This is a genomic window from Fructilactobacillus carniphilus (genome assembly GCF_024029675.1).
In the GTDB taxonomy this organism is placed as follows: domain Bacteria; phylum Bacillota; class Bacilli; order Lactobacillales; family Lactobacillaceae; genus Fructilactobacillus; species Fructilactobacillus carniphilus.
The window spans coordinates 492,254-516,477 of the sequence record NZ_CP097121.1 but is presented as its reverse complement, the minus strand read 5'-3'; the positions used below and the strand labels follow the sequence as shown (position 1 = coordinate 516,477).

Annotated in this window: 21 protein-coding genes; 13 read left to right on the top strand and 8 right to left on the bottom strand. The window is 42.1% G+C overall.

Features of this window, described 5'->3' with window-relative positions; translation table 11 throughout:
- Positions 1-5: 5 nt before the first annotated feature.
- From ffh to M3M37_RS02605, 7 genes are all read left to right on the top strand, one after another.
- Positions 6-1,451, top strand: a complete 1,446-nt coding sequence (ffh, locus tag M3M37_RS02635) for a signal recognition particle protein (RefSeq protein ID WP_252795606.1) — start codon at positions 6-8, stop codon at positions 1,449-1,451.
- 82 nt (positions 1,452-1,533) lie between these two features.
- On the top strand, positions 1,534-1,815 hold the full coding sequence (gene rpsP, locus M3M37_RS02630) for a 30S ribosomal protein S16 (protein WP_252767229.1): 282 nt from the start codon (positions 1,534-1,536) through the stop codon (positions 1,813-1,815).
- 8 nt (positions 1,816-1,823) lie between these two features.
- On the top strand, positions 1,824-2,069 hold the full coding sequence (locus tag M3M37_RS02625; RefSeq protein ID WP_252767228.1) for a KH domain-containing protein: 246 nt from the start codon (positions 1,824-1,826) through the stop codon (positions 2,067-2,069).
- Between the two features lie 78 nt (positions 2,070-2,147).
- Positions 2,148-2,663, top strand: coding sequence for a ribosome maturation factor RimM (gene rimM / locus M3M37_RS02620; protein WP_252795605.1), 516 nt, complete (start codon positions 2,148-2,150; stop codon positions 2,661-2,663).
- Positions 2,664-3,410, top strand: coding sequence for a tRNA (guanosine(37)-N1)-methyltransferase TrmD (gene trmD, locus M3M37_RS02615; RefSeq protein WP_252795604.1), 747 nt, complete (start codon positions 2,664-2,666; stop codon positions 3,408-3,410).
- A 116-nt stretch (positions 3,411-3,526) separates the two neighbouring features.
- On the top strand, positions 3,527-3,886 hold the full coding sequence (gene rplS, locus M3M37_RS02610; RefSeq protein WP_252767225.1) for a 50S ribosomal protein L19: 360 nt from the start codon (positions 3,527-3,529) through the stop codon (positions 3,884-3,886).
- Between the two features lie 345 nt (positions 3,887-4,231).
- Complete coding sequence (locus tag M3M37_RS02605; RefSeq protein WP_252795603.1) at positions 4,232-5,434, top strand: hypothetical protein; 1,203 nt, start codon at positions 4,232-4,234, stop codon at positions 5,432-5,434.
- Positions 5,435-5,873: 439 nt separating this feature from the next.
- On the opposite strand, the gene yjeM is transcribed toward M3M37_RS02605, so the two are convergent.
- Both yjeM and M3M37_RS02595 read right to left on the bottom strand, forming a co-directional pair.
- Positions 5,874-7,373 (bottom strand): glutamate/gamma-aminobutyrate family transporter YjeM, encoded by a 1,500-nt coding sequence (yjeM, locus tag M3M37_RS02600; RefSeq protein ID WP_252795602.1) that lies wholly within the window; start codon positions 7,371-7,373, stop codon positions 5,874-5,876.
- 16 nt (positions 7,374-7,389) lie between these two features.
- Positions 7,390-8,811, bottom strand: a complete 1,422-nt coding sequence (locus M3M37_RS02595) for a C69 family dipeptidase (protein WP_252795601.1) — start codon at positions 8,809-8,811, stop codon at positions 7,390-7,392.
- Between the two features lie 145 nt (positions 8,812-8,956).
- Here M3M37_RS02595 and glpK point away from each other — a divergent pair, with 145 nt between their 5' ends.
- From glpK to M3M37_RS02580, 3 genes are all read left to right on the top strand, one after another.
- Positions 8,957-10,468, top strand: coding sequence for a glycerol kinase GlpK (gene glpK / locus M3M37_RS02590; RefSeq protein ID WP_252795600.1), 1,512 nt, complete (start codon positions 8,957-8,959; stop codon positions 10,466-10,468).
- The gene (locus M3M37_RS02585; RefSeq protein ID WP_252795904.1) at positions 10,464-11,804 is read left to right on the top strand and encodes an RsmB/NOP family class I SAM-dependent RNA methyltransferase; all 1,341 of its coding nucleotides are present in this window, start codon (positions 10,464-10,466) and stop codon (positions 11,802-11,804) included. The genes glpK and M3M37_RS02585 overlap by 5 nt, the downstream gene beginning before the upstream one ends.
- A 174-nt stretch (positions 11,805-11,978) precedes the next feature.
- Entirely contained in the window at positions 11,979-12,464 is a 486-nt protein-coding gene (locus M3M37_RS02580; RefSeq protein ID WP_252795599.1) for a bacteriocin immunity protein, read from the top strand.
- Positions 12,465-12,878: 414 nt separating this feature from the next.
- Here the strand turns inward: M3M37_RS02580 and fni are convergent, their stop codons facing one another.
- From fni to mvk, 4 genes are read right to left on the bottom strand one after another with little or no spacing between them, the layout of a single operon-like run.
- Entirely contained in the window at positions 12,879-13,913 is a 1,035-nt protein-coding gene (fni, locus tag M3M37_RS02575) for a type 2 isopentenyl-diphosphate Delta-isomerase (RefSeq protein ID WP_252795598.1), read from the bottom strand.
- Positions 13,914-13,923: 10 nt separating this feature from the next.
- Positions 13,924-14,991 carry a phosphomevalonate kinase gene (locus M3M37_RS02570; protein ID WP_252795597.1) on the bottom strand — a complete coding sequence of 356 codons (1,068 nt, stop codon included), beginning with the start codon at positions 14,989-14,991 and terminating at the stop codon, positions 13,924-13,926.
- Between the two features lie 14 nt (positions 14,992-15,005).
- Positions 15,006-15,983 carry a diphosphomevalonate decarboxylase gene (gene mvaD / locus M3M37_RS02565; RefSeq protein ID WP_420842974.1) on the bottom strand — a complete coding sequence of 326 codons (978 nt, stop codon included), beginning with the start codon at positions 15,981-15,983 and terminating at the stop codon, positions 15,006-15,008.
- The gene (mvk, locus tag M3M37_RS02560) at positions 15,976-16,935 is read right to left on the bottom strand and encodes a mevalonate kinase (protein ID WP_252795595.1); all 960 of its coding nucleotides are present in this window, start codon (positions 16,933-16,935) and stop codon (positions 15,976-15,978) included. The genes mvaD and mvk overlap by 8 nt, the downstream gene beginning before the upstream one ends.
- Positions 16,936-17,077: 142 nt before the next feature.
- Between mvk and M3M37_RS02555 the strand changes: the two genes are divergently transcribed.
- Genes M3M37_RS02555 through M3M37_RS02545 form a run of 3 tightly spaced genes read left to right on the top strand, consistent with a single transcriptional unit; the run spans position 17,078 to position 21,154 of the window.
- Complete coding sequence (locus tag M3M37_RS02555; RefSeq protein WP_252795594.1) at positions 17,078-19,882, top strand: helicase C-terminal domain-containing protein; 2,805 nt, start codon at positions 17,078-17,080, stop codon at positions 19,880-19,882.
- Between the two features lie 42 nt (positions 19,883-19,924).
- Positions 19,925-20,422, top strand: coding sequence for a PepSY domain-containing protein (locus M3M37_RS02550; protein ID WP_252795593.1), 498 nt, complete (start codon positions 19,925-19,927; stop codon positions 20,420-20,422).
- Between the two features lie 12 nt (positions 20,423-20,434).
- A complete protein-coding gene (locus M3M37_RS02545; protein WP_252795592.1) occupies positions 20,435-21,154 on the top strand; it encodes a DnaD domain-containing protein in 720 nt (239 codons plus the stop codon).
- A gap of 71 nt (positions 21,155-21,225) precedes the next feature.
- Here M3M37_RS02545 and M3M37_RS02540 read toward each other — a convergent pair whose 3' ends face one another.
- Together M3M37_RS02540 and recU are read right to left on the bottom strand one after the other, a co-directional pair.
- Entirely contained in the window at positions 21,226-23,577 is a 2,352-nt protein-coding gene (locus M3M37_RS02540) for a PBP1A family penicillin-binding protein (RefSeq protein ID WP_252795591.1), read from the bottom strand.
- Positions 23,574-24,197, bottom strand: coding sequence for a Holliday junction resolvase RecU (gene recU / locus M3M37_RS02535; protein ID WP_252795590.1), 624 nt, complete (start codon positions 24,195-24,197; stop codon positions 23,574-23,576). Before recU ends, M3M37_RS02540 begins: the two co-directional genes overlap by 4 nt.
- Positions 24,198-24,224 lie beyond the last annotated feature (27 nt).

Here is a 24,224-nt window from a genome sequence, read left to right as displayed (position 1 = left end):
TACACATGGCATTCGAAGGTTTATCAGAAAAATTACAAAATGCGTTTCGTAATTTACGGGGAAAGGGCCAGATTAGTGAAGCCGATTTACGCAGTACCATGCGCGAGATTCGGCTGGCCCTGCTAGATGCCGACGTTAATTTTACGGTGGTGCGTAATTTTGTTAAGCAAGTGCAAGAAAAAGCCAATGGGGAAAAGGTGCTCGAAGGCCTGAACCCGGGGCAACAAATCGTTAAGATTGTTGACGATGAATTAACTGAAATGATGGGTGGTTCAGCCACCGAACTGAAAAAGGCCCCTAAGATTCCCACAATCATTATGATGGTCGGACTTCAAGGGGCCGGGAAAACGACGACGGTGGGGAAACTAGCTCATCGTTTGAAAAAGGATGATAATGCACGACCGTTGCTAATTGCGGCTGACGTTTATCGTCCGGCGGCCATTGACCAGTTAGAACAAGTGGGAAAGCAAATTGACGTCCCGGTCTTTTCGGAAGGCACCGACGTTGATCCCGTTCAAATTGTTAAGGATGGACTGGATCAAGCTCGCGAAAATCATAACGATTACGTCTTTATCGATACGGCCGGACGGCTGCAAATTGACGAAAAGTTAATGCATGAGTTGGAACAAATTAAGGAAGTCGCCAAACCAACTGACATTTTGCTGGTTGTAGATGCCATGACCGGACAAAACGCGGTCGAAACGGCTGAAGGTTTTAACGATGACCTGGATATCACCGGAGTCGTCTTAACCAAGTTAGATGGGGATACCCGGGGTGGGGCGGCCCTATCCATTAAGGCTGTGACCGGGAAACCAATCCTCTTTACCGGTCAGGGTGAAAAGATGGACGATTTGGATGTCTTTCATCCCGATCGAATGGCCTCCCGAATCCTGGGAATGGGAGACGTGCTCTCCTTAGTTGAAAAGACCCAGAAAAACGTGGATGAACAAAAGGCGCAGGAACTCGCCGAAAAGATGCGCGAAAATTCCTTTAACTTTGATGATTTCCTGGATCAGTTACAACAAATTCAAAACATGGGTCCGTTAAAGGACATCATGGCGATGATTCCGGGAATGGCCAACAACCCGGCGCTTAAAAACGTTGAAATGGATCCCAAGGACTTGGAACGCATTAAGGCTATGATTTACTCCATGACGGACGAGGAACGGGAAAATCCAGAGGTTCTAAACCCATCTAGACGCCGTCGAATCGCCCGTGGTTCGGCGCAACCGATTCAAAGTGTGAACCGGATGATCAAGCAGTTTGATCAAATGAAGAAAATGATGAACCAAGTCTCAAACGGGAACATGGCTGGAATGGAAAACATGATGCAGGCTGCTGGCATGGGTGGCGGTGGCATGGGCGGTAAGCTTTCCAACCTTGCCATGAAACGGATGAGCCGTAAGATGAAAAAGAATAAGCGGAAACGTTTGAAAAAACGGAAAAAGTAAGAGTGTAAAGAAAAAACCCTTTACATTACTTTTTATTCTTGGTAAGATAGAGACCGTTAAGAAAACTTGAGGAGGTGTCATTATGTCTGTTAAAATTCGTTTGAAACGAATGGGTTCCAAGAAAAATCCATTTTATCGAATCGTAGTTGCTGATTCACGAAGCCCTCGTGATGGTCGTTACATTGAAAACGTGGGAACTTACAACCCATTAATTCAAGAAAACCAAGTAACTTTAGAAGAAGAAACAATTTTGGATTGGTTGCAAAAGGGTGCCAAGCCTTCTGATACAGTTCGCAACATTTTGTCAAGAGCCGGCATCATGAAGAAGTTGCATGAAGCTAAATTAGCTAACAAGCAAAAATAAGGCTGATCATGGTAAACTTTGACAATCTCATCACAACCATCATTAAACCGTTAGTAAAGTTTCCCGATGACATCAAAATTGATCATCGAGAAACCGCTGAATTTCATGAATATATTTTGACTCCGAATCCCCAAGATGTGGGCCGGGTGATTGGTAAACGAGGCCGCGTGGCACAAACCATTCGTGCCATTGTGTATAGCATTCACGTTCCTGATCACAAGCGAGTTAAGTTAATTATTGATGACGGTAAATAGAAAAGAACTCTTAGATAAAACCCAGTTTTATTTAGGAGTTTTTTTAGCATAAATTAGAATTAAAGGAATTACTTAAATATGGATTACTTAGAGATTGGAACGCTCGTCAATACACAAGGAGTAAAGGGTGAAGTTCGGGTTTTACCCCAAACTGATTTTCCGGAAGTGCGCTTTCAACCGGGCGAAACCGTCTACGCCTTTCCTAAAAACGGCCCGATGGTCGAACTAGAAATTGATCAGGCCCGGAAGCACAAAAATTTTATTTTGTTGCACTTTAAAGATCATCCGTCCATTAATGACGTGGAATACTTAAAGCCGTCTACGTTAAAAATTGATGCTGCTAAACAAACTGAGGCTCTTTTACAGCCTGGTGAATACTACTACAGTCAAATCCTTGGCTTACGCGTGGTTGATGAAACGGGACGCGAATTAGGCACAATTAAAGACATCATGGATTTAGGTCCAAACGACGTCTGGGTGGTCAAGCGTAACAACCAACCTGATTTATTGCTGCCTAAAATTGATGAAGTGATTAAGCAGGTTGATTTAGAGCATCAGGTCGTAACGGTGGAACTGCTGGAGGGCTTGGAATAGATGAAAATTGACGTGTTAAGTTTATTTCCTCAAACCATCAGCGGACCGCTGCACGATTCCATTTTAGGGAAAGCCTTAGAAAAGCACCTTTTAGAGGTGAGCGTCACTAATTTTCGTGATTTTTCTGAGAATAAACACCATAACGTTGATGATACTCCGTATGGAGGCGGGGCGGGAATGCTCCTGCAGGCGCAACCAATCGTTGATGCCGTCGCGTATACGCAACAACAAGCCCAAGCAGAGGGACTTTCAGCCGGACGAGTTATTTTAACTGATCCAGCTGGGAAGAGATTTGACGAGCAAGCGGCCGCCGATTTAGCGCAAGCAGATCATTTAACCTTTATTTGCGGACACTATGAGGGCTTTGACGAGCGGGTGAAGGCGGTCGTCACCGATGAGTATTCAATTGGTGATTATGTGCTGACTGGAGGCGAGTTGCCAACGCTGGTCATGATTGATGCCTTGTCACGGTTGATCCCCGGCGTCCTTGGTAACGATGAATCCGCGGTAGATGATTCCTTTTCTACAGGATTACTAGAAGCTCCTCAATACACACGTCCCGCTAATTTTCGTGGTGCAGATGTTCCCGCTGTTTTAACGAACGGAGACCACCAAAAGATTGCTGATTGGCGTTTGAAGGAGTCATTACGCAAAACCTATTTGCATCGGCCGGATTTAATTGATCATCAGCAACTTTCGCCGCGAGCGAAAGAGTTATTAGCTGAAGTAAAAATTGAAGAAGAATAAAATTAGTCTTTATTTGGTTGTGATTATGTGCTATATTATTAGTTAGTCGTGAGACTAAAAAAATACAACAGTATTCCGCTGTCGAAAAGATATGAGTGCTAGTTAGGAGAATTGACATGCGTCAAAACAAGCTGATCGAAAAGATCAATCAGGAACAATTACGTTCTGACATTCCCGACTTTCGGCCGGGTGATACTGTAACGGTATCTGTTCGAGTTGTTGAAGGTGACACGGAACGGTTACAAGATTTTACTGGTGTAGTTATCAAGCGCCGCGGTGCCGGGATTCAAGCTACCTACACTGTTCGTAAAATCAGTAACGGAATCGGTGTGGAAAGAATTTTCCCATTGAACTCACCTCGGGTTGCTAAACTGGAAGTCGTTCGTCGTGGTAAGGTTCGTCGTTCAAAACTTTACTACTTGCGCGATCGTCAAGGAAAAGCTGCTCGGATCAAGCAATCATTCAAAAAGCGCTAGAAGAAAAACGGCTGGAAATTTTTCCAGTCGTTTTTTTGTTGTTAAAAAAATATTGTTTATTATATTTTTAAATAGATTAAACAATGTATAATTATTCATGATTTTATTACTTAATTGCAATATTTTTTAAATACTTTTTGAAGTAAAAACTTTGTAATTTTACATATTCAAAATTTAATAATAATTGTGTTTATTGTTAAATACAATTATTATTAATATTATGGTAAATCATTTTTATGGCAAATATAATATTTTTTTATATGAAAGGATTAAATGTTTATTATGGTTATAAATAAATTTGTAAAATGTAATATATGCAATACAGTAATCGATTTTAGAATTCAGATGGAAGATTTAACAGTACCAATATCTATAGAATGTCCAATATGTACGAGTTCCATTGTTGGACAATTTAAATATAATCAATTAATTTTAACAAATGTTGAAAATGTAGATGATAAATTAGAGGGGTACTATTGTTTGGAAGTTTCAGCGATATTCCCGACAGCAAAAATAAAAAAGATTACAAGTAAAATAGACCCATTATATATAGCAACTCCTTTTTTAAGAAATGCTGATATTATAAGTAGTGGTTTTAATTTAAATAAAAGTATTAATTTCATGACGTTTATTAATAATAATAAATGGAGTCAATTGTTAAACTGGTTTCATATATTAAATAATAACAAACAATATTATATATATAATGAAGTATCTGATTATTTAAAAACATCTAAATCAGTAGTATCAAAAGTAACTGATAAGTTAGAATTAAATATTGCTTTACATCAAATTTTACTTACTGATACAGGAATTTCATCATTTATGGATGAAAATACTTTGAAAAATTACACTGATGTTGCAGAAAAGATGTTGAGTATAAAAGATGTTATTGTTAATTATATTGAAAATAATAAAAATGACATAAAAAATAAGTTAAGTAGATTTGATAATGAATTTTTGAATATTATTGATGAATTTTCTAAAAGATATATTCAATTTATACCACTAATTAATTTAAAAAAAGGTAATACTTTAAATAATCTAGATAAGGAAAAATATGGTATAACTACAATAAATTATAATCAGTTAAATCATCTTTATGCTCACACTTATGAATTTATAAAAGCGAATATAGAAGTAATTTTTATATTAAATAATCTTTTTTCAAGAAGTGATGCAAATAAATTCCCAGATAAAAAAAGTAAAGAATATTTTGATAAATTAATTTTTGAAAATAAACTAGATTTTTTAGTAAATACAGAGCCTTTTAGTAAACAAATAAAAAAGAGTATGCGCAATAGAATAAGAAATTCAATATCTCATTTTGATATATCAGTAAATAGCAGTGAACAATTAATAACATACACAGATAATCATGCAAAAAAAATAAAAAAAGAGATAATTTATTATATAGATTTAGCTAATTTATGTTTAGAAAATATATATTTTATCTTATATATAAATGAATTGTACTATAATTTAAAGAAGTATTTATTTTTGGTAGATGGATATGAATTAAACGAAAGTAATTATGAATCAATTTAATATTTTATAAAATTGTATTTATGCTTATTTAGCATTGATTGCTCTTTGCTTACAAAAAATTCATAGTGATTAATTATTAGCTTTAATCAAATTATTTCCTTTGATGATTGTGTTTGTAATTGGTAATATTATTTCCCAAAATTAACAAACTGTATAAAAAAACATTTTTATTCTAAAAAATAATTAAAGCGATTATTATTTTTGTTATAATCGTCTGAGTTTTCAGTTAAAGTTATGTTTCCTTAACAATTATAAAATAATTTGCTAATTTATGAATTTTAATTGAATTATTATTGGATAATTACTATTATACAAAATAGCGAACAATAATATTATAACAATTGTAGTAAAATTATGAATGTTACTAGGGAAAATAATAAGTAATTTATGTTCTTAGAATAATAAAAAGAGATTGGATAATTCCAATCTCTTTTTCTCGTTACTGCAATTGATTTCGCCGTTTTTTCCGTAATCCAACTTCATACATTAACAAGCCAATTATTCCAAAGGCAACCGGACCAAAGATGGTCCAGAATGCGGTTTGATAATTGTGTTCTAACAATGGTTCAACGGCCGTAAACCCAATTCCTAAGACTAAGATAATGAGGATGATGGTCACGACCGCGTTCGTCATGATGCGGTTTTTGTAAAAGACAAAGGGACGTTCAATGTCAGGTAAACGTTTGAAGAACGGAAAGGCTCCAACTAAGAAGAGGTATGGGAAGGTGCTCGAAATATTGGCCATATCGGTCAAAATCAGATAGAACTGTTGCGCTCCCGATCCACTAAACGAAATGGCAAAAATCACCAACGAAACAGCGGCAGCTTGTAACCACATGGCAAAGGCCGGCATTCCGTGTTGATTAAGCTTCGTAACGCGCTTGGGCCAAATTTGTGGGTCAGAGCCTTCAATAAACGACTTAATTGGAGAGTAGATCAGCACAAAGAAGGAACCCAGGTAGGCCAGAAACATACTAAGTCCCGCAAACCGCGCCAGCCAATTTCCAACCGTGATGGCCACAGAATGCGACAATCCGAGTGATTGAGCAAAGACGAACCCAAGGTTATTCAGTAAAACATAGGTAATGTTCCCAAGGTTAACCTTGTCGTTACCTAGGACTGTGTGCCAATTAGCGGTTACTCCGGCAAAGAAAATGGTTCCCGAATAGATGATAGCCATTAAGATGCCGGCAATCATAATTCCCTTGGGAAAAGTCTTTTTAGGATTATCCACTTCATCGACCACTCCACCCATTGATTCCATCCCACCATAAGCAAAGATGGCATAGACCACGAATGATAGTAGGGCAATTGGGCTGGCGAACAACGGGTTCGGAGATTTAATAAAGGAACTCATGCCGTGAATGGGTTCGGCTAATTGACCATGATGCAGAATGAGGACAATAATTGACAGAACCACAAAGACGATGGGAAGCAACAGAGTGAAGAATCCCCCTAGATTGGCAATTTTAGCAATTTGTTCAAAACCACAGGTAGCACAAAACGTAATTACTAACACCCACACGATTCCTAAAATTCCCACGGTTTGCATCGGTGTAAACAGATTAAATAAGCGCCAGGTGTTGGTTTTATCCGAACCAAAGAAGATGTTGGAAACTGGAATCCATACCTTACTAGAAACCGATATCATCCAGATAATCCAAGCTGAGAGCCAGATAAACGTCCCGATAAAAGCGAGCCGTTCGCCGATTGAATTCTTGAGCCACGAGTAGATTCCTCCTTTGGCATCACTAAAGGCAGAACCGTATTCTGCAAACATTAAACTAGTAGGCAGAAAGAAGACAAGCGCCGCAAAGGCATACCAGATGATACTGGCATAGCCCATTTGATCATAGGCTACGGTTACATTGGCAAACCCAAAGATGGCAGAGAAAATCATTAAGACCAGTGAGCCAGTCTTCATTTTTTGTTTCGACATGCAGTTATGATCCTCCCTATAAATTCAAATCCTGGTGATAGTTTAACGGTGATAGGTCAGCAGAGTCAGTGATAAGTTGGGCTGCTAATGCTTGGAATCGACTTAAGGCGAGCTTAGCTGCTTGATTGCTAGCTTGATTGGCTAATGCAACTAAATCGTTGCTAGTTGCAACTTGTGACTGAGTTTGATTAATAATTTGGCGATAACCTTGCCGTAGTTCTGCTTGGACATCGTTAACCTGTTCGATAAAACGATGGTAATGAGCATCGACTAAAATCCCGACTAGTTTAAAGTTCCAGTAGGCGGATTGAGGATCGTAATCGTGATCGACTGGATATTGATAGGCGGCAGGCGTTTCACTAATCCCAGCGAAAAAGGGAACGAAAGTACTCTCTGCTCCGACCCCCATGGAAAGCCAGTGAATACCACCGATTTCCACGGGTAAATCTGCTTGCAATTGTAAAACATGTGATTCTTGGGTTTTAGCGAAGCTAATCGGACGGAAGCGATGCTTGTCAAATTCACTACCCGTTCCGACTGGATCAAACTCGGTTCCCTGGTAGTGAGAACTTAGCAACATTTGGACGTCCGTGGCTGATAACCGACGGCTACTCTTGCGGAGAAAAGGCAAATCCTGAGAAGTTGGTTCCTGTTCAATTTCGGGATTAAACATCTTTTGTCCGTACCACACACGCGGCGTATTGTAATAAGTATCCATTTGGGTGCGAGTCCCAAAGATGTGGCGGAAGTTAAACCCGTGTCGATCTGGATTCAGATGATTGTCGGTGACAAATTGTTCTAAACCTTGCGACCATTGAAAATTAACCTGGTCATTAAAGTCAACCTTTTCAATTGCCATTTGGTTCGCAACCACCGCATAACAGTCATCGGGAATCCGTTGGGCTACCCACTGATGACCAGAGCCGATTTCAAAGTACCAGACTTCTTGTGTATCCGAAAACAGGATTCCGTTGGTTTCACTAGCACCTTTCGTACTAACAATTTCACCCAGACGTTGGACACCTTCTCGAGCGGATTTGACGTAGGGAAGCACGACGGTGACCATTGCCTCTTCTCCGATCCCATCCTTCACTAACGGATCGCAGCCTAAGACACTATCGTTAGCATAGGTACTCTCGGTGGCACTCATGGCCACGCCGTGTTCATTAATTCCTTCTTCTTCAAATAAGCCTTCACTGTCAGTCCATTCCGGGGTAGCCGTGTACTTAGCGGCCTCAGATGGCAGGTCTAACTGAAAGCCATTCGCAGTAGATTGAAAAACAACCGGCTCCGTTGCAACTTGGTGTTTGTGAACGACGAAACGCTTCGGCCAGGCGGCTTTGGCATCCTCATTGCGACCGATGAGGGTACTACCATCGACGGTCGCATTTTTACCCACTAGCATACTAGTGCAAGCGGAATAGTTTGGTTCTGTCATATTTATGATGCTCCTTCGTAAAATTAGTTCCGCATCTATTCTACACTTCTTGTGTGAAACTGAAAAAGAGAGCGCCTGCTCCGGTTAGGCAGAAGCAGGGGAAAAGGTTATAATAAGGACTGAATTTTTAATGATGAGGTACGCAATGAAAAACGAACAATACATTCTCGCAATCGACGAAGGCACGACTTCAGTCCGGGCCATTTTATTTAATCACCAGGGACAAATCGTGGGACAGGCCCAGCGCTTGATTCACCAATCTTTCCCACAGCCTGGCTGGGTAGAACAAGACCCAATTGAAATTTGGAACAATACAGAAACGGTCATCTCTGAGGTGCTGTTTCAGACAGAAACTCCACCGTATAAGGTGCGCGCCATTGGAATCAGCAACCAACGAGAAACCACCGTGGTTTGGAACCGAAAAACGGGCAAACCAATTCATAATGCCATTGTTTGGCAATCAAAACAGACAAGCGCTCTCGCGAACCAACTAAAGGAAGCGGGTTACCAGGAACTAATTCAGCAAAAAACAGGTTTACTGATTGACTCATACTTTTCGGCCACGAAGATTCAGTGGTTATTAAACCAGGTTCCTCAGGCACGAGAACAAGCCGAGGCCGGTGATTTATTGTTTGGGACCATTGATACCTGGCTGCTGTGGAAGTTAACTAACGGGCACGTGCATGCCACGGACATGACGAATGCCAGTCGGACGATGTTGTATAACATCCATACGTTGGAGTGGGATGAAGAATTGCTAAACCTGCTTCATATTCCTAAGCAAATGTTGCCAGATGTTGAAGAATCCAGCCATTTCTACGGCTACACCCAAGAATTTACCTTTATGGGAGTCCAGATTCCGATTACTGGAATTGCCGGGGACCAACAGGCCTCGTTGTTTGGGGAACTAGCCTTAGAGCCCGGCATGACCAAAAACACCTACGGGACGGGGGCTTTTATTATGATGAATTTAGGCACCCAACCCCAGACGTCTGCCCATGGTTTACTAACCACGATTGCCTATAGTGTGAACGGGGAAGTTAATTATGCGTTTGAAGGGAGTGTTTTCACCGCTGGATCAGCCGTAGACTGGCTGAAAGATCAGGTGAAGCTGGTTCAAGATATAACAGAAACTGCCCACCAAGCGCAAGCAGCGGCTTCTAACAATCAGCTCTATGTAGTGCCGGCGTTTAACGGACTAGGGGCCCCTTATTGGAATCAGGCCGCGCGGGGAGCCATCTTTGGGATTACCCAGCAGACGGATGATAAGCAATTGGTCAAAGCCACGTTAGAATCTTTGGCCTTTCAAACTCGCGATGTCTTAGAAACCATGAGTAAGGAAACCGGATTACCGGTCAAATCGTTAATGGTGGATGGTGGAGTCTCGAAGAACGAATACTTGATGCAGTTTCAGGCCGATATTTTAGATACGACCATCACACGGGCCCCGTTGACAGAAACCACGGCACTCGGAGTTGCTTACTTAGCGGGATTGCAGGTTAACTATTGGACCGATTTAGCTACCATTAAAGCCATCATCCGGTCAACTAATAGTTATCAACCGCAAATGGCTGCTTCCGAGCGGAAATCACGGTATGCTGGTTGGCAACGGGCGGTTCAAGCAACGCAGTTTTTTGCGGAGGAAAATCATGATTGAATTACCAGCAGCATTTAAAACAAAATATGAACGGTTACTAGGGTACCAATTTCCGGCCTTTTTACAGAGTTTTACCGACACTCCACAGCATGGCTTTCGAATTAATCCCTTAAAGAGTCCGGCGCAACTGGACGTCGATACCAGTCATCCCATCCCAGGGATTCAGCATGGTTATTACGGCAAGGTATCCGGCAAGTCTCCAGAACATCAAAGTGGGTATGTTTACAACCAAGAACCGTCAGCAATGTTAGTAGCAGAGGCAGTCAATCCGCAACCGGGCGAACGAGTGCTTGATTTGTGTGCCGCTCCCGGGGGGAAATCAACCCAGTTGGCGGGGATGATGCAAAATCAGGGCTTACTGGTTGCTAACGAAATTAACCGTAGCCGGGCCAAGGTGTTAGTCGAAAATCTTGAACGATTTGGCGTGTGGAACCCGTTAATTTTAAATGAGACACCGGAACATCTAAGTAAAGCTTTTCCCGCTTACTTTGATAAGATTCTGGTGGACGCACCGTGTTCTGGGGAAGGGATGTTCCGGAAGAATCCTGAGGCAATGACCTATTGGAATGAAGAATATCCAGCGGAATGTGCGCTGCGGCAGCGAGACATCTTAACCGAGGCCGTTAAAATGTTAAAACCGGGTGGGCAGCTAATTTATTCGACTTGTACGTTTGCACCGGAAGAGGACGAACAGATCATCGCCTGGTTGTTTGATAAATACCCACTAGAAATGGTTCCGCTTGAAAAACAAGCTGGCATGAGCAGTGGACAACCAGCGTGGGCGAACGGGAATCCCGATTTACAAGACGCCGTCCGACTCTTTCCACACCTGTTTGCGGGGGACGGTCATTTTATTGCCAAACTTCAAAGTACGGAAACGGCTAAGCCAACGAAGATTAGAAAACAAGAGGCCAGTGCATCGGGAGCAGAGCGAAAAGAGTGGCAACAATTTGCGGAGCAGAACCTGACCAATTTTCAGGCTGGTTCGTTGTTGCGGTTTAAAGAACAACTTTATTCGTTTAATCCAGAAATCCCGGCTTTAAACGGATTGAAAGTGATGCGCCCTGGAACGCCCCTCGGAACGTTGAAAAAGAATCGAATTGAACCGAGTTACGGGTTAGCAATGGTCCTTAACCCGGAACAAGTTCAACGTACGATTGCGATTAACGCTGCGCAGTGGCAAAAATATGTTCACGGAGATACTTTTGCCACCGATCAAATTCAAGCGAAAGGCTGGGCTCTTTTGGTATATCACCAAATGCCAGTCGGATTTGGGAAAGTGGTAAACGGCACCGTGAAGAATTTCTTCCCGAAGGGACTACGATTTCAAGCTTAATTTTCATTGATTCTTAAAAGCAAATAAGAATTTCATCTAATTAGTAAACATGTTATGCTTAATTAATATGTTATGAAAGGTGGAATTCATTATTAATAATAAAAGAGACGTTCTCAGTAATTTTGAAGGTTTCAATGGTAAAAATGACGGAAATAGTAAATTTGGAGCACATAGATGGTAAAGCTAAGCTTTGAACCCAAAAGATACTTTATTGTATTTTTGCTTTTCTTACTCGGCTTTGCTGGGGAAATTTTACTCGATTCTCGCTTTAATTGGTTATCAATGATAGTAACTGGACTACTTAGTTTAGTAATCCTATACGGTTTTTCTAATTTACATCTTTTTTTCCAGCCATTTCCTTGGTCTAAATGGCGTCGGTTGGTATGGTATGTATTTTTATTGTTTTTTTTGGAACTAATCCCGATTTTAATCGTCGTTTTATTTTTTCCCAATGGCTTTAAATCATTTCATAATACAACAATGTTTAATGAATCGTATCACTTACATGCCCCTTTAATTCTTAAAATCTGGGTCACATTTAAACTTTTAGTATCTTTAGTGGGTGAAGAGGTCGGAATGGCTTCAATTTCGCTTCCATTAATTCATTTACTATTAAGAACAAAACTAAAAAGATTCGCTTGGCCCATTGTAAATATATAAGGTTGCATCTTATTTGCGCTTTTACATTTACCTCACTATCACTTTGAGTTATTGATGCCTTTGATCGTAGGAATCACTCGCTATCCAATCACTGCTTCCTGGAGGGACTCTAATACGCTGTGGAGTGGAATTTATATCCATTGGATTTCAGATTTTGCGGTAATTATGAGCGCTTTGTTTTAAATGCAAAAATAAGGAAGGAATTTATGCTAAAAAAACTTACAAGTATAATTAAACGTAACCCGATTAAAACCATTATTGTTATTCTTATTGTATTATCTTTAATTTATTTACTTATTAACCTTTCATTCATTAGTTCTTTTGTTTCAGGATTGAAAGATGGATCTTCTGGTAAATAAATGATGAATCATTTGAAGCCTAACTAAAAAAGGATGAGCATTTGCTCATCCTTTTTTAATTGGTATGAATGTCACGCTGCCGTAAATAACTCTCTAGCGTGGGATTTAGAACCACCGGACGGTTCCGAAGTTCAGCAATGTTTCGTACTCCCAGCGCCGTCATGATGCTCTTTAACCCATAAATCCAATCCTGAATCATTTGGATGGTATCGGCGACGCCATTGTCAATTAGGTTGGTTAAAATTTCACTGGCAATTCCCACGGCATCCGCACCGAGGTAAAGGGCTTTAGCAATCTCTAGCGGATTGGTAATTCCACCCGCTGCTACCACTTGGATATTAGGAACTTGTTGGGCTTCGTACAGAGATTGTACCGTGGTTAAACCCCAGTCCTCCAGATAGGCCATTTCTTTCCGCTTTCTGCGAAAGTTTTCGATTTGAGCAAAGTTAGTTCCGCCCAAGCCACCTACGTTTACAGTGGTGGCACCGAGTTGGTGCAACTTTCGGATGGTATCTTGATCAAGCCCAAAACCAACTTCCTTGACGATGACAGGTACGGAAACGTGGTTGATGATGTTTTGCAGGTTAGTTGCCCAATGAAAATCGCGGTCGCCCTCAGGCATTACCAACTCTTGGACGACGTTTAGATGAACTTCTAAGGCATCAGCTTGAACGAGATCCACGACCGCCTGTGCTGCTGCGGGAGTGACCCCGGCACCGACGTTTCCCATAATCATTCCGGTGGGGTTAGTTTCGCGTGCCACCGTAAAGCTGGCGGCACTATCTGGATCCTTTAAGGCCACGCTGGCGCTTCCCAACGCTAGTGCCAGTCCAGTTTCTTTGGCGATCTGACCTAGTTGCTGGTTTAACTTTTGCGTGTAAGGGCTGCCGCCGGTCATTGCCTCGATGTAAAAGGGGACTGAGAGGGAATGTCCCGCTAATGACGTCTTCAGATCGATATTAGCAACTGCTTGTTCAGGTAAACCGTTGGGAATGAATTTCAAATCAGCAAAACCGGCTTGAGAGGGTTGATGAAACTTTTTAGCTAGAGAAACGTGTTCATCCTTGCGATGAGATTGACGATTAATCACGGACTCCTCCTTAGTAGTTATAAATGGCAAGGTCGAGTGGATCAATGCCAGCTTCCTGCCAAGCAGTCTTTAATCCGGCAATGTCACAATCAGATTTGATTAGAACAATTCCACAGTCGCCACCACCAGCACCAGAGGTTTTCGCCACGCCTCCATATTGTTCTGCGATTTCAATCAAACGAGCTAATTTCGGAGTTTCGATGGAAACGCCGGCCATTTGACTCAAAGATTGGAGCAGTTCCCGATTTTTCTTGATGTTTTGCATAATCAAACGGATATTATTTTGACGAAAGCCGTTGGTAATTTCGCGAACACACTTATTACTGTCATGTAAGAAGCGTTCGTAGTGAATTCCATGTTTTCCTTTTTTTAGTTCGACCTTATCGATTAACTGGGACGTAGAAGCGGGGGAACCGGTCCAGCCCACTAAAAAGCGTAAGACTGGTGGAATTTGCAGGGGCGTGATTTCTAAGCGGGGCCATTCAAGTTTTAAGAGTTCAGGCAGGGTAATTTTATGTAGAAACTCAGAAAGCCATTGCCGGTCAAAGGAACTATAAGTGATTAAGCCGCCAAACACGCTAGAGGCCACGTCACCTAACGAACCATTGCCTTGCACACTAAAGTGCGCAATTGCTGCAAGTTTAAATAATTGCACTTTACTAACGTTTAACTGGTACAACTGACAGAGCGCTTTAATCGTGGCCACCGTTACGGCTGCTGAAGATCCCAGACCGTACTTTTTCCCCGTACCGCTGTCAAGCTCACTATTTACACTGAGGTGATATTTCTGGGTCGGTTTCCCAAGTGCTTGCACATAGTCTTCAGTGACCTGAATGGCCGCAATGATGTATTGAAAGGGGTTATCCCGATCATCAACCACCATCCGTGAGTTAATCCGTTCCCAATGGACGAGATGATTTTCATACTGTTTTGAAGTGATGGAACAGCGCTCTGTGTTTTCATCAATGGTGACGGTGACGAAGCGATTAACCGCAGCAATAATTGCAGGATTACCGTTTTCCACGACGGCATACTCACCGGCAAGATATAATTTTCCTGGGGTGCTTGTTTTAATCAATGTTAGTCTTCTTTCTACCTGAAATATTGAACACCGGGACCGGGAGCAGCCACGACAATGTGATCTGGTCCAAACGCAGCTTGTAAGGTTGAAACAACTGACTCTCGATGTTCTGGTTCTACTAAAACTTTAACGTTAGGACCGGCATCCATGGTAAAGTAACACGGAATTCCGGATTCGCGGAGCTGATGAACGAGGCGCATCGCCTTTAGAGAATCTGCGTCGAAGTAGCAAAAATCCGGGGCAGCACTTAGGGTCAGGGCGTGCATCCGCATCGCATTTTCTTCAGCAATGGTTCCTAAATCATTAAAGTTACGGTTTTTAATTGCTATTTTAAGCTTTTTTAAGTCACGTTGGCAAAGTTTTTCCCATTCGTGGTAGTAAGGGGAGGTCGTTTGCGATAGCTGCATGCCTTCAGAACTACTCATTTTTTTGGGTTGTTGGTTCACTAAAATGGCAATGACGTTTAAATCCCAGTAATCGGCTGGGGCAACCTGGGTCGCAAAGGAAGTTCGATCTCCAATTCCTTTGTGCCACTCGACAAAGCCGCCGTCAATTGATCGGGTAGCGGATCCAGATCCGCGCCGGGCCAACCGGGAAAGTTCTCGCTGATTTAGAGTTAAACCACTAGCTTTACTAGCAGCAGCGGCCAAGGCGGCAAATCCGGAAGCAGAGGAAGCTAAACCAGCAGCAGTGGGAACGTTATTAGTGGTTTTAACGATCGCCTTAGTGGTAATCCCGGCTTGATTGCGAACTATGTTCAAGAAATCAGTAACGCGGCGAGCGGCTGGTTCATCTAAGCGGTGGTTGTTCAAGGTTACCTGATCGCTAGTTAAGTGGTCGTCAAACTGCACGCTCGTATCAGTATAAAACTGGTCAAGTGTTAGTGAAAGACTGTTAGTGGTCGGTAACTTTAGCGCTGCATTTCGTTTGCCCCAGTACTTTACTAGGGCAATATTGGTATGCGCCCGGGCTTTGGCATAGTTATTCATCGTCATTATTCTCCTCTGGGTTTAATTCAGTTAATGATTGAATCCACGTTTGGGCGGCTCCATGGTCTGTCAAGGCTGCTGCAACCCGCTTTGCACTATGGTAATCGGCTGCTAAGGCGATGATACAACCACCTAATCCGCTGCCAGTTAATTTGGCCCCTAAGGCGCCTGCCTGGTTTGCCACCACGACTAGTTGTTCAATTTTGGGGGTGCTAACGCCGAGCGCGGTTAAAATTGCTTGCGCTTCGGTCAACGACTGACCCGTTTTGATTAAATCCTGATTCGTTAGGGAGGTTTTAACCATTTCGGTTAGGTGGCCTAAGCGGGTAATGAGTCCTTGGCGAACTGGGTCGGCCTCGAGGAATTCCCGAACCTGAGTAACTGCCGTCTTAGTATTACCCGCTACGCCGGTGTCCGCAATCACTAAAAAGCCAGAAAGCAGCGGGGTAAAATCAAAAAATTGTTGTTGTTCATACAAAATCGGGTGACTGACATTCACCGTTTGGGCGTCAATCCCACTCGGATTTCCATGGGTGATTTTTTCTTCAATATCGGTATACTCGGTCAGGGTTGCTCGAGACAGGGGAACCTCGAAAAAAGAAAAATACCCCCGAATGATGGCACTCGCAATGGCAGCCGAAGACCCCATTCCACGTCCTAGGGGAATCGTGCTGTTAATTTCCAGAGCTACTGGTTGATGCTGGGGATTTAATTCTTGGTGTAGCTTTTTAATTAACGCGGTAATTCCAGCCATTGATGCGGGTAAGTCTGTAATGGGACCGGAGTAGTACTGACTGTGAATAGTAGTTACACCTTGAGGCGACGCTTGTAACGTTGCGGTAACGTTTGCCTGGGGAATGGGAAAAACAATGGCAGGCTGATGATAAACGGCACTATGTTCGCCTAAAAAAATGACCTTGGCGTGACTGTGCCCCGTTGCTTTCTTTTTCATTTCAATCGCTCACTTTCTTATCAGTCTTATTCTACCATAGTCAGAAATAAACTTTGATTTTGAACTTGAAGCCAAGGAACCCGTTTCCGTAGGATTTGTAGTAAAATGGGCGTAGTTAGAAACGAAAGTAGGCAGATACGTGATGGACTCAAACTCAAAATACGCTGTGGTGGATATGGAAACCACGGGAACTGATTTACGGCGTGACGACCGCATTATTCAATTTAGTGTGAGTTTCGTGCAGAACGGCAAGATTAGTTCTACTTTTTCAACGTACGTAAATGATGGGGTGACAATTCCTCGAGAAATTACCGAATTAACCGGGATTGATCAAACCACAATTAAGACGGCGCCCAGCTTTGACCAATTGGCGCCCCAAATTTATCAAATGTTGCGAGGAACGGTCTTTGTGGCGCATAACGTTAACTTTGACTTTCCCTTTTTGAATCACCATTTAGAACGAGTGGGCTTTCCTGCCCTAGAGATTGAAGCAATTGATACGGTGACCCTCAGTCAAATCTTTTTTCCGACGTTAACTAGTTATCGGTTAAGCGATTTAAGTGCTCATTTTCAGATTCAACATCAACATCCGCATTCTTCTGCTAGCGATGCGGATGCCACTGCGCAGTTATTGCTACTAATTGCTAAACGAATGCAGGACTTACCAAATGTGACTTTGCAATCGCTGTTAGCGTTAGATTTAAAACTACCCCAACAAACCCATGAATTCATTAAAATGGGGGCAAAGGTACATCCCAAACACGATCACCTACCCGCTGATTTAATCGAACTAGAAGGATTAGTGCTAAAAAAGCATCAGCTTCCGACCACAGCCCAACATAACCGGTTGACCAAATTTCCGTTATCCAAAAAGCAAAAGGAACGAGATTTTGCAGGCCACTTGGAGTGGCGGGTATCGCAAAGTAAAATGATGAATTTAATTTATCGAAACTTTACAGATAATAAACAACCGGCCCGAAACCTATTAATTGAAGCACCCACTGGAAGTGGAAAAACGTTAGGTTATTTGGTGCCACTAGCGTTTTTAAGTCAAAGCGGCACTCCCGTGGTAATCAGTACGGCGACGATTAGCTTGCAAGAACAGCTCCAGACGGTCGTGCGCGAACAACTAAACCAGAACTTGGGCTTTCATTTGCAGTCGCTGGTCTTAAAAAGTAAACGACACTACCTGGATCTTTCCCGTTTTGCGACAGTAGTTGTGGCGGATGACAGTAATCATTTGTCACAATTCAGCAAGGCCCAGATTTTGGTCTGGCTAACAGAGACGGAAACGGGTGACCTAGATGAATTGCACATCCCCCAAAATGCGGCTATTTTACAACAGGTTAATTACCAGTCAGAACCCCAATTTACTGATAGTGAGTTCGGGGATTATGATTTTTGGCACTGGCAAATGCAACGCTTGCAAACGACAGATATAATCATTGTTAATCACCACTATTTATATCAAAATGCCACACGGTTAACCCGTCAACTGACTGGGACCCCGTATCTAGTGGTGGACGAAGCCCATCATTTACCAGAAGTAGCTTTTGCCGCTCAACGCCAAGAATGGTGGTTAGGCGCCGTCAAAGCAAACGTAGGGCGAGTGCGGAACGATATCTTTCAAACTCATGAGCAGAATCTAATGGAGATTGTGCACCACAATCGGAATTTAAGCTCTAATTTACAAAGATTGGTGGATTCTTTAACGGAAATCGAAGAACGACAGCAGCAATTGTTACAAAATTTGATACAGTCGCTGCAAGTTCGGTTTACCCAGCAAGCGAATGTAATTGGAATTTCAGCAGCAAAACTACACCAGTTTATGCAACAACAGCAGGTAGAATTAAAGCATCAAGAACAACAAGCCCGGCGGTTAGAGCAACTTTTAACCACGATTAATCAAAGTCTCGGGCAGACGGATGGTCAGTGGTTGGCTTCTGAATACGAAACTTTTTTACGCTTTAACGAACACGTGCATCAAGTGCTACAAGGTTTAGAACAGATGCAAACATTTTTACAGTCTGTAACTGAGCAGCAAAGTGTTGACGGATTTTGGTTACGGTACGGGGCCGACCATGACCCTAACAACATGCGCCTAGAGTTAGCGCGGTTTGACACCAGTACGCGCTTGCATAAACAAATTTATCAATCATTTAAACCAATTATTTTTACGGGAGCCGTGCTCTTTACCTCGAAAAAATCACAGTATATCTATGATCAGTTAGACTTACGCCGGAATAACACCCGGATGAAACGGCTGGCAGCTGACTTTGACTATCAAAATCAGGTCCAGTTAATGATTACGGAAAATACACCGATGCCGGCTGGGGTTGAAAATGAGGAATACGTTGCCTTCGTCGCCAATTCCATCCAAAAAATTTATCATGCGCAACCAGTTCCGACATTGGTCCTCTTTAATTCCTTAGAGTTAATTCAAGCAGTTTATGATAAACTGCATGATCAAGCGGGAATCGGCACAGTTTTAGCAGCCGGAATTTCTGGGAGCCAAAGTAAGATTATACGGCGTTCGGAAGGAAAAACAGCGCCCATTATTTTAGGTGCCAATGGTTTTTGGGAGGGGGTTGATTTTCCCCCTAACTATTTAAAATCCATCATTATTCCCCGAATTCCGTTTGCCGCCCCGGATAGTCCATTGATGCAGGCTCGCGCCCACTATTTAAAACAACAAAACAAAAATCCATTTACCAGCTATTCCTTGCCTCATGCCATTATTGAAATGAAGCAAGGAATTGGACGGTTGCTACGCCGTAGTGATGACTATGGCATCATTACCATCCTCGATAATCGAATTTTAACCAAGCGGTATGGCAATCAAATTTTAACGGCTTTGGAAGAAAATCTAACCGCTAAAACGGGGTCCATTGCAGAGATTCAGCAACAGCAAAAAGAGTTTTTGCTAAAGCACAATCAACGAAAATGATTTGCTATAATGAAGCTAGTACGCTTACGGAAGGAATCTAAAATGCGAGAAGAAAGAAAACGAAGAATCCTGATTCGACGCTGGTTAAGCTGGATTGCAGGGATATTATTGGTCTTGTTTATCGCCCTCATGGTGATTGTCTTCATTTCCAAGTTACCGCAAAAACATACCTTAAAGACAGCTACGCAGTTAGTAGAACAGCATGCCCAAATTCATAACGTGCAACGGACGTATAAAGCAAATGTTGGAAAACAACCATATTACACCGTGGTTGGGAAAAACAGTTCTAATCAACCCGTTTATGCCGTGGTTAGTGGCGATTGGAAACACATTCAAGTGATGAAGCAAAATGATGGAATTACCGCAGAAAAAGCGAGTGCCATTGCCCAACAACACGTCAAGGGGAAGGTAACCAACGCCGGATTATTAATCAATAAAAAGAAGCCAACGTGGGCGGTTACCATTCAAAATGGTGATCAACTGCACTACGTATTGATTAACTTCAAATCGGGAAAACTCATTAAGAAAATTGATTTGTAAAAGGAGCTTAGGATGAGTAATCCATTAGCAGAATATTTAAATTCCGGATCAATTAATGTATCCGGTTTTTTATTAACTAATTTAGCAACATTGAAAATTAATGCTGCTGAATTAACCATCTTATTGGAACTCCAGTATTTTCGCAGTCAGGGAGAACGTTTTCCAGCGGCACCCAAGCTTGCTAAAGTCACTGGTTTTTCAGAAGATAACGTTTATGAAATATTACATCAATTAGTTAGTAAAAAGCTGATCGTAATTACGACCAGTACGGATGGCAAAGATGAATACAGCTTTGCGCCGTTAGTAGCCAAGTTAAACGAATTGTTAGGACAAGAAAAAACGCAATCAGCGAATATGACCGACAAAACCTCAATATCGAATCAGAAAACCGAGAGCATTAGCGACCGGGAACAAACATTTAAGATGATTAATCACGAGTTTGGACGGATGCTGTCTCCAATTGAATTAGAGATGATTAAAGATTGGTTTGAAAAGGATCATTATTCAGCCGAATTAGTGCAGTTAGCGTTACGAGAAGCCGTCTTAAATCAAGTTTATAACTTAAAGTACATGGATCGAATTCTCTTAAATTGGAAAAAGCACAACGTCCAGTCAGCCGCTCAAGTTGAAGTTCAGCGGGAGCAACGACAACAACAAACTAGTAAGGGATCCCGACAGCCGTTACCAAAAGTACCGCTTTTCAAGATTAAAAAAGATCAAGGTCAGGCATAATCAGGGAAGTAAAAAGGAGGCTCACATTTTCATGTGAGCCTCTTTTTTAAGTTGTAAATAAATCTGCCGTTCTAGTTATTGTTAGTTGGCTGGTTATTATTAGTAGCGGGATTAGTAGTCGTTTGATTAGTTTGTCCCGTGGTTGTTTGAGAATTAGTGGTTGGCTTCTGCTCGTTAGTAGTTGCCGTGGTGTTAGCTTGCTTATTATCAGTATTTCCAGTCTGGGTGGAAGTAGTAGCCTGCGTGCCGTTGGTTTTAGTATCAGCCGTTGGCTTTTGCTCGTTGTTAGCAGTCGTTCCATTATTCGTGTTTTTATCGGTTGTTTGCTCATCCTGCTTGTTTGTTTGGCTGTTATTCAAATTTGCAACCGCCTTATTATCAGCAGTTTGACCAGACTGGGTACTGTTTTTAATCACGTTTTCCTTGGCTTCTCCACCGTGACCAGCGATGTAGTATTGCGTCTGGTTATCCATTCTCGTTTTAATTACATCAGCTGGCTTGGTCCAGTTGTCGTTTGGAAGATCTTGCGAAGCATCTTCCATTACTTCTTTATAGAAAAGTTGGGAAATTTTTGCTTGTGATTGAGAAATATAGTGTCCTGGTTCTAGTGGGTGATCATACCCAGTCCAAACGGAGAGGGAGAGATTCTTGGTATAACCAGTAAACCAAGAATCCATGCTGGAACCATCGGGAACTGAACTAAGCCAGTCATCTGGGAATTGCGTTGTTCCTGTTTTTCCGGCTTGGTTTAAACCTGGAATGTTAGCCGCGGTTCCCGAACCGTTCGGATCAGTCATAACGCCTTTGAGCATTTCTGTCATCATGAAGGCCGTGGAATCAGACATTGCTTCTTTTCCTTTGGACTCGTAATGATTAGTTTCACCCGTTGGGGTTTCTACTTTAGAAATGGTATAGGGTTTGTAGTAAGTTCCACCGTTAGCAAAGGCTCCGTATGCAGCTGCTTCTTGTTCAGTTGAAATGTAAGCCCCAATCCCGTTTTGGAGGTTAAGTGGGTCTTTAAAGGTCATTCCCAAGCCCTTTAGGAACTCAGTCGCTCGGGGAACTCCAACGGCCTCTAACGTTCGAATGGCGGGAATGTTTCGTGATTCCACGAGCGCCTTTTGCATGGTAATCGTTCCTTCGTACCGATTATCGAAATCATGTAATTTGCGGTCGGTGCCTGGGTAGGTATATGGCGTATCTTTTAATGGTTGGTAAGTAGGGTAGTTGAGATATTCAATGGCGGGTCCGTAATCCATGAGGGGTTTCATTGTGGAACCGCTGGAATGATCAGTTTGCACGGCCCGGTTTAAACCGAATTGGACGTTTTGCTTCCGACTCCCGAGCATGGCCACTACTTTTCCGTTGTTAGGGTTAGTCATGGTTGCTCCAATTTGGAAATCATTATTCGGGAAGTTCAAATCAGAATTTTCGTCGTTAGCCAGGTTGTACATTTTCTTTTGCACGTCCATATCAATGTTCGTGTAGACTTTGTTACCGGCGTTTAATTTATAACCCTTTTGGTTCATTTCTTGCAGTACCTGACCGATGTAAGCGTCAGCATATTTTTCGTCCTTTTGGGTTGGCGTTTTATCTACGTTTTTCTTGTCGATTCCCGTTTGAACGTCTTCTTTTTCAGCTTGATCGGCTTGAGCGCGGGAAATTGATTTATTTTTCACCATGGCCTCTAACACTTGGTTTCTTCTGGCCGTAGCGTATTTCGGGTTGTGAACGGGGTTATATGCAACCGGAGCCTGAGGAAGTCCAGCTAATAAAGCGATTTGGGACAAATCAAGCTTACTAAGTGGTTTGTGGTACATAACTTCTGAAGCGGTTTGCATCCCGTATGCGTTATTACCCATATAAACCTTATTAATGTAAAACTCTAAAATCTGTTGCTTACTGTATTCGCGATTAACCTTAGTGGCGAGCCAAGCTTCTTGTGCTTTTCGTTTCAAGGTTTGGTCCGAAGCTTTGGTAGAGAAAACCGAAAGCTTTACTAGTTGTTGAGTCAAGGTACTTCCACCTTGAAGCCCTCCGCCACCAAAAACGTTATTAACAGCAGCTCCAGCGATTCGAACTGGATCCACTCCTTTGTCGGTGTAGAAATGCCGGTCTTCAACTGAGATAATGGCATTTTTTAGATTATCGGGGATATCCTCTTGTTTTACGTAATCCCGATTTTGCATCCCTAACCTCGAAATGACTTTTCCATTACGATCATAGATGGTAGTGGAATTATCACTGGAAAGGGTTTTGTAGGATATGTTTGGGGCCGTGGAAGCGTAGTAGGCAAATACTCCACATCCAATGAAAAAAAGCACAACTAGGAAAAAAAGCACCCACATCGTAATTTGAAAAATGGGGCCGTGCTTCTTTTTGCGACTTTTCTTTAAACGGCTATAAACTTCATCGGAACTCATTCTAGGTCTCCTTTACTTTTATCAATAATGATTTGGACGGCATCCAGATAGGGAATCAAAGGATTAAGCTGTGGTTGAATTAGATAACCATGGTTGGCTATCTCAACTTGGGTAATTGACTTGCGACCCCCATGAAATTGACGTTCCCAGAAATGAAACAAATCCGGTCCGTTTAGCAAGTATATTTCATTTCGCTTTACAAAGCGAATTAAAGCGAAACAAATCCCCCCCATTTGGTAACAACTTTGCATATGTTCGATTTGGTGTTCATGAAAGTTAGCTAGGGGAAAAGAATGAAGATTGGTGGTTTCTTTTGCATCAAAGTCTAAATAATAACCGGCAAAAATACCATTGTAATCAGTTGTCGAAGCTTGTTTAAAGTAGGCTTCCTTAATCACAGCTGCACTTCGCTTCGGATAGTCAACGTTTACAATTTGGATGGGGGTGGGCTTTTTGTGGACGACCGCAATTTGATGTTCGCGGTAAAATTGATTACTTTGATTAATTTCTGCTTCTAAAGACATCCCCCGATCGGCATAGTTGGTGGTAGGCAATGAAGACGGCTTCTTACCATTATGAGCAGTACGAAATGGTTGACCGTTAGGATAGTTGATTGTCAAATTAACCTCCTTACTAATTGAGTAATT

Excerpts from the sequence above, each read along its gene's own strand:
- M3M37_RS02605 (WP_252795603.1), top strand. The coding sequence starts at position 4,232 with ATGGAAGATTTAACAGTACCAATATCTATAGAATGTCCAATATGTACG.
- ffh (WP_252795606.1), top strand. The coding sequence starts at position 6 with ATGGCATTCGAAGGTTTATCAGAAAAATTACAAAATGCGTTTCGTAAT.
- M3M37_RS02545 (WP_252795592.1), top strand. The coding sequence starts at position 20,435 with ATGAGTAATCCATTAGCAGAATATTTAAATTCCGGATCAATTAATGTA.
- mvaD (WP_420842974.1), bottom strand. The coding sequence starts at position 15,983 with ATGAATAACTATGCCAAAGCCCGGGCGCATACCAATATTGCCCTAGTA.
- trmD (WP_252795604.1), top strand. The coding sequence starts at position 2,664 with ATGAAAATTGACGTGTTAAGTTTATTTCCTCAAACCATCAGCGGACCG.
- M3M37_RS02595 (WP_252795601.1), bottom strand. The coding sequence starts at position 8,811 with ATGACAGAACCAAACTATTCCGCTTGCACTAGTATGCTAGTGGGTAAA.
- yjeM (WP_252795602.1), bottom strand. The coding sequence starts at position 7,373 with ATGTCGAAACAAAAAATGAAGACTGGCTCACTGGTCTTAATGATTTTC.
- mvk (WP_252795595.1), bottom strand. The coding sequence starts at position 16,935 with ATGAAAAAGAAAGCAACGGGGCACAGTCACGCCAAGGTCATTTTTTTA.
- rimM (WP_252795605.1), top strand. The coding sequence starts at position 2,148 with ATGGATTACTTAGAGATTGGAACGCTCGTCAATACACAAGGAGTAAAG.
- M3M37_RS02540 (WP_252795591.1), bottom strand. The coding sequence starts at position 23,577 with ATGAGTTCCGATGAAGTTTATAGCCGTTTAAAGAAAAGTCGCAAAAAG.
- rpsP (WP_252767229.1), top strand. The coding sequence starts at position 1,534 with ATGTCTGTTAAAATTCGTTTGAAACGAATGGGTTCCAAGAAAAATCCA.
- M3M37_RS02550 (WP_252795593.1), top strand. The coding sequence starts at position 19,925 with ATGCGAGAAGAAAGAAAACGAAGAATCCTGATTCGACGCTGGTTAAGC.
- M3M37_RS02555 (WP_252795594.1), top strand. The coding sequence starts at position 17,078 with ATGGACTCAAACTCAAAATACGCTGTGGTGGATATGGAAACCACGGGA.
- M3M37_RS02625 (WP_252767228.1), top strand. The coding sequence starts at position 1,824 with ATGGTAAACTTTGACAATCTCATCACAACCATCATTAAACCGTTAGTA.
- M3M37_RS02580 (WP_252795599.1), top strand. The coding sequence starts at position 11,979 with ATGGTAAAGCTAAGCTTTGAACCCAAAAGATACTTTATTGTATTTTTG.
- rplS (WP_252767225.1), top strand. The coding sequence starts at position 3,527 with ATGCGTCAAAACAAGCTGATCGAAAAGATCAATCAGGAACAATTACGT.
- glpK (WP_252795600.1), top strand. The coding sequence starts at position 8,957 with ATGAAAAACGAACAATACATTCTCGCAATCGACGAAGGCACGACTTCA.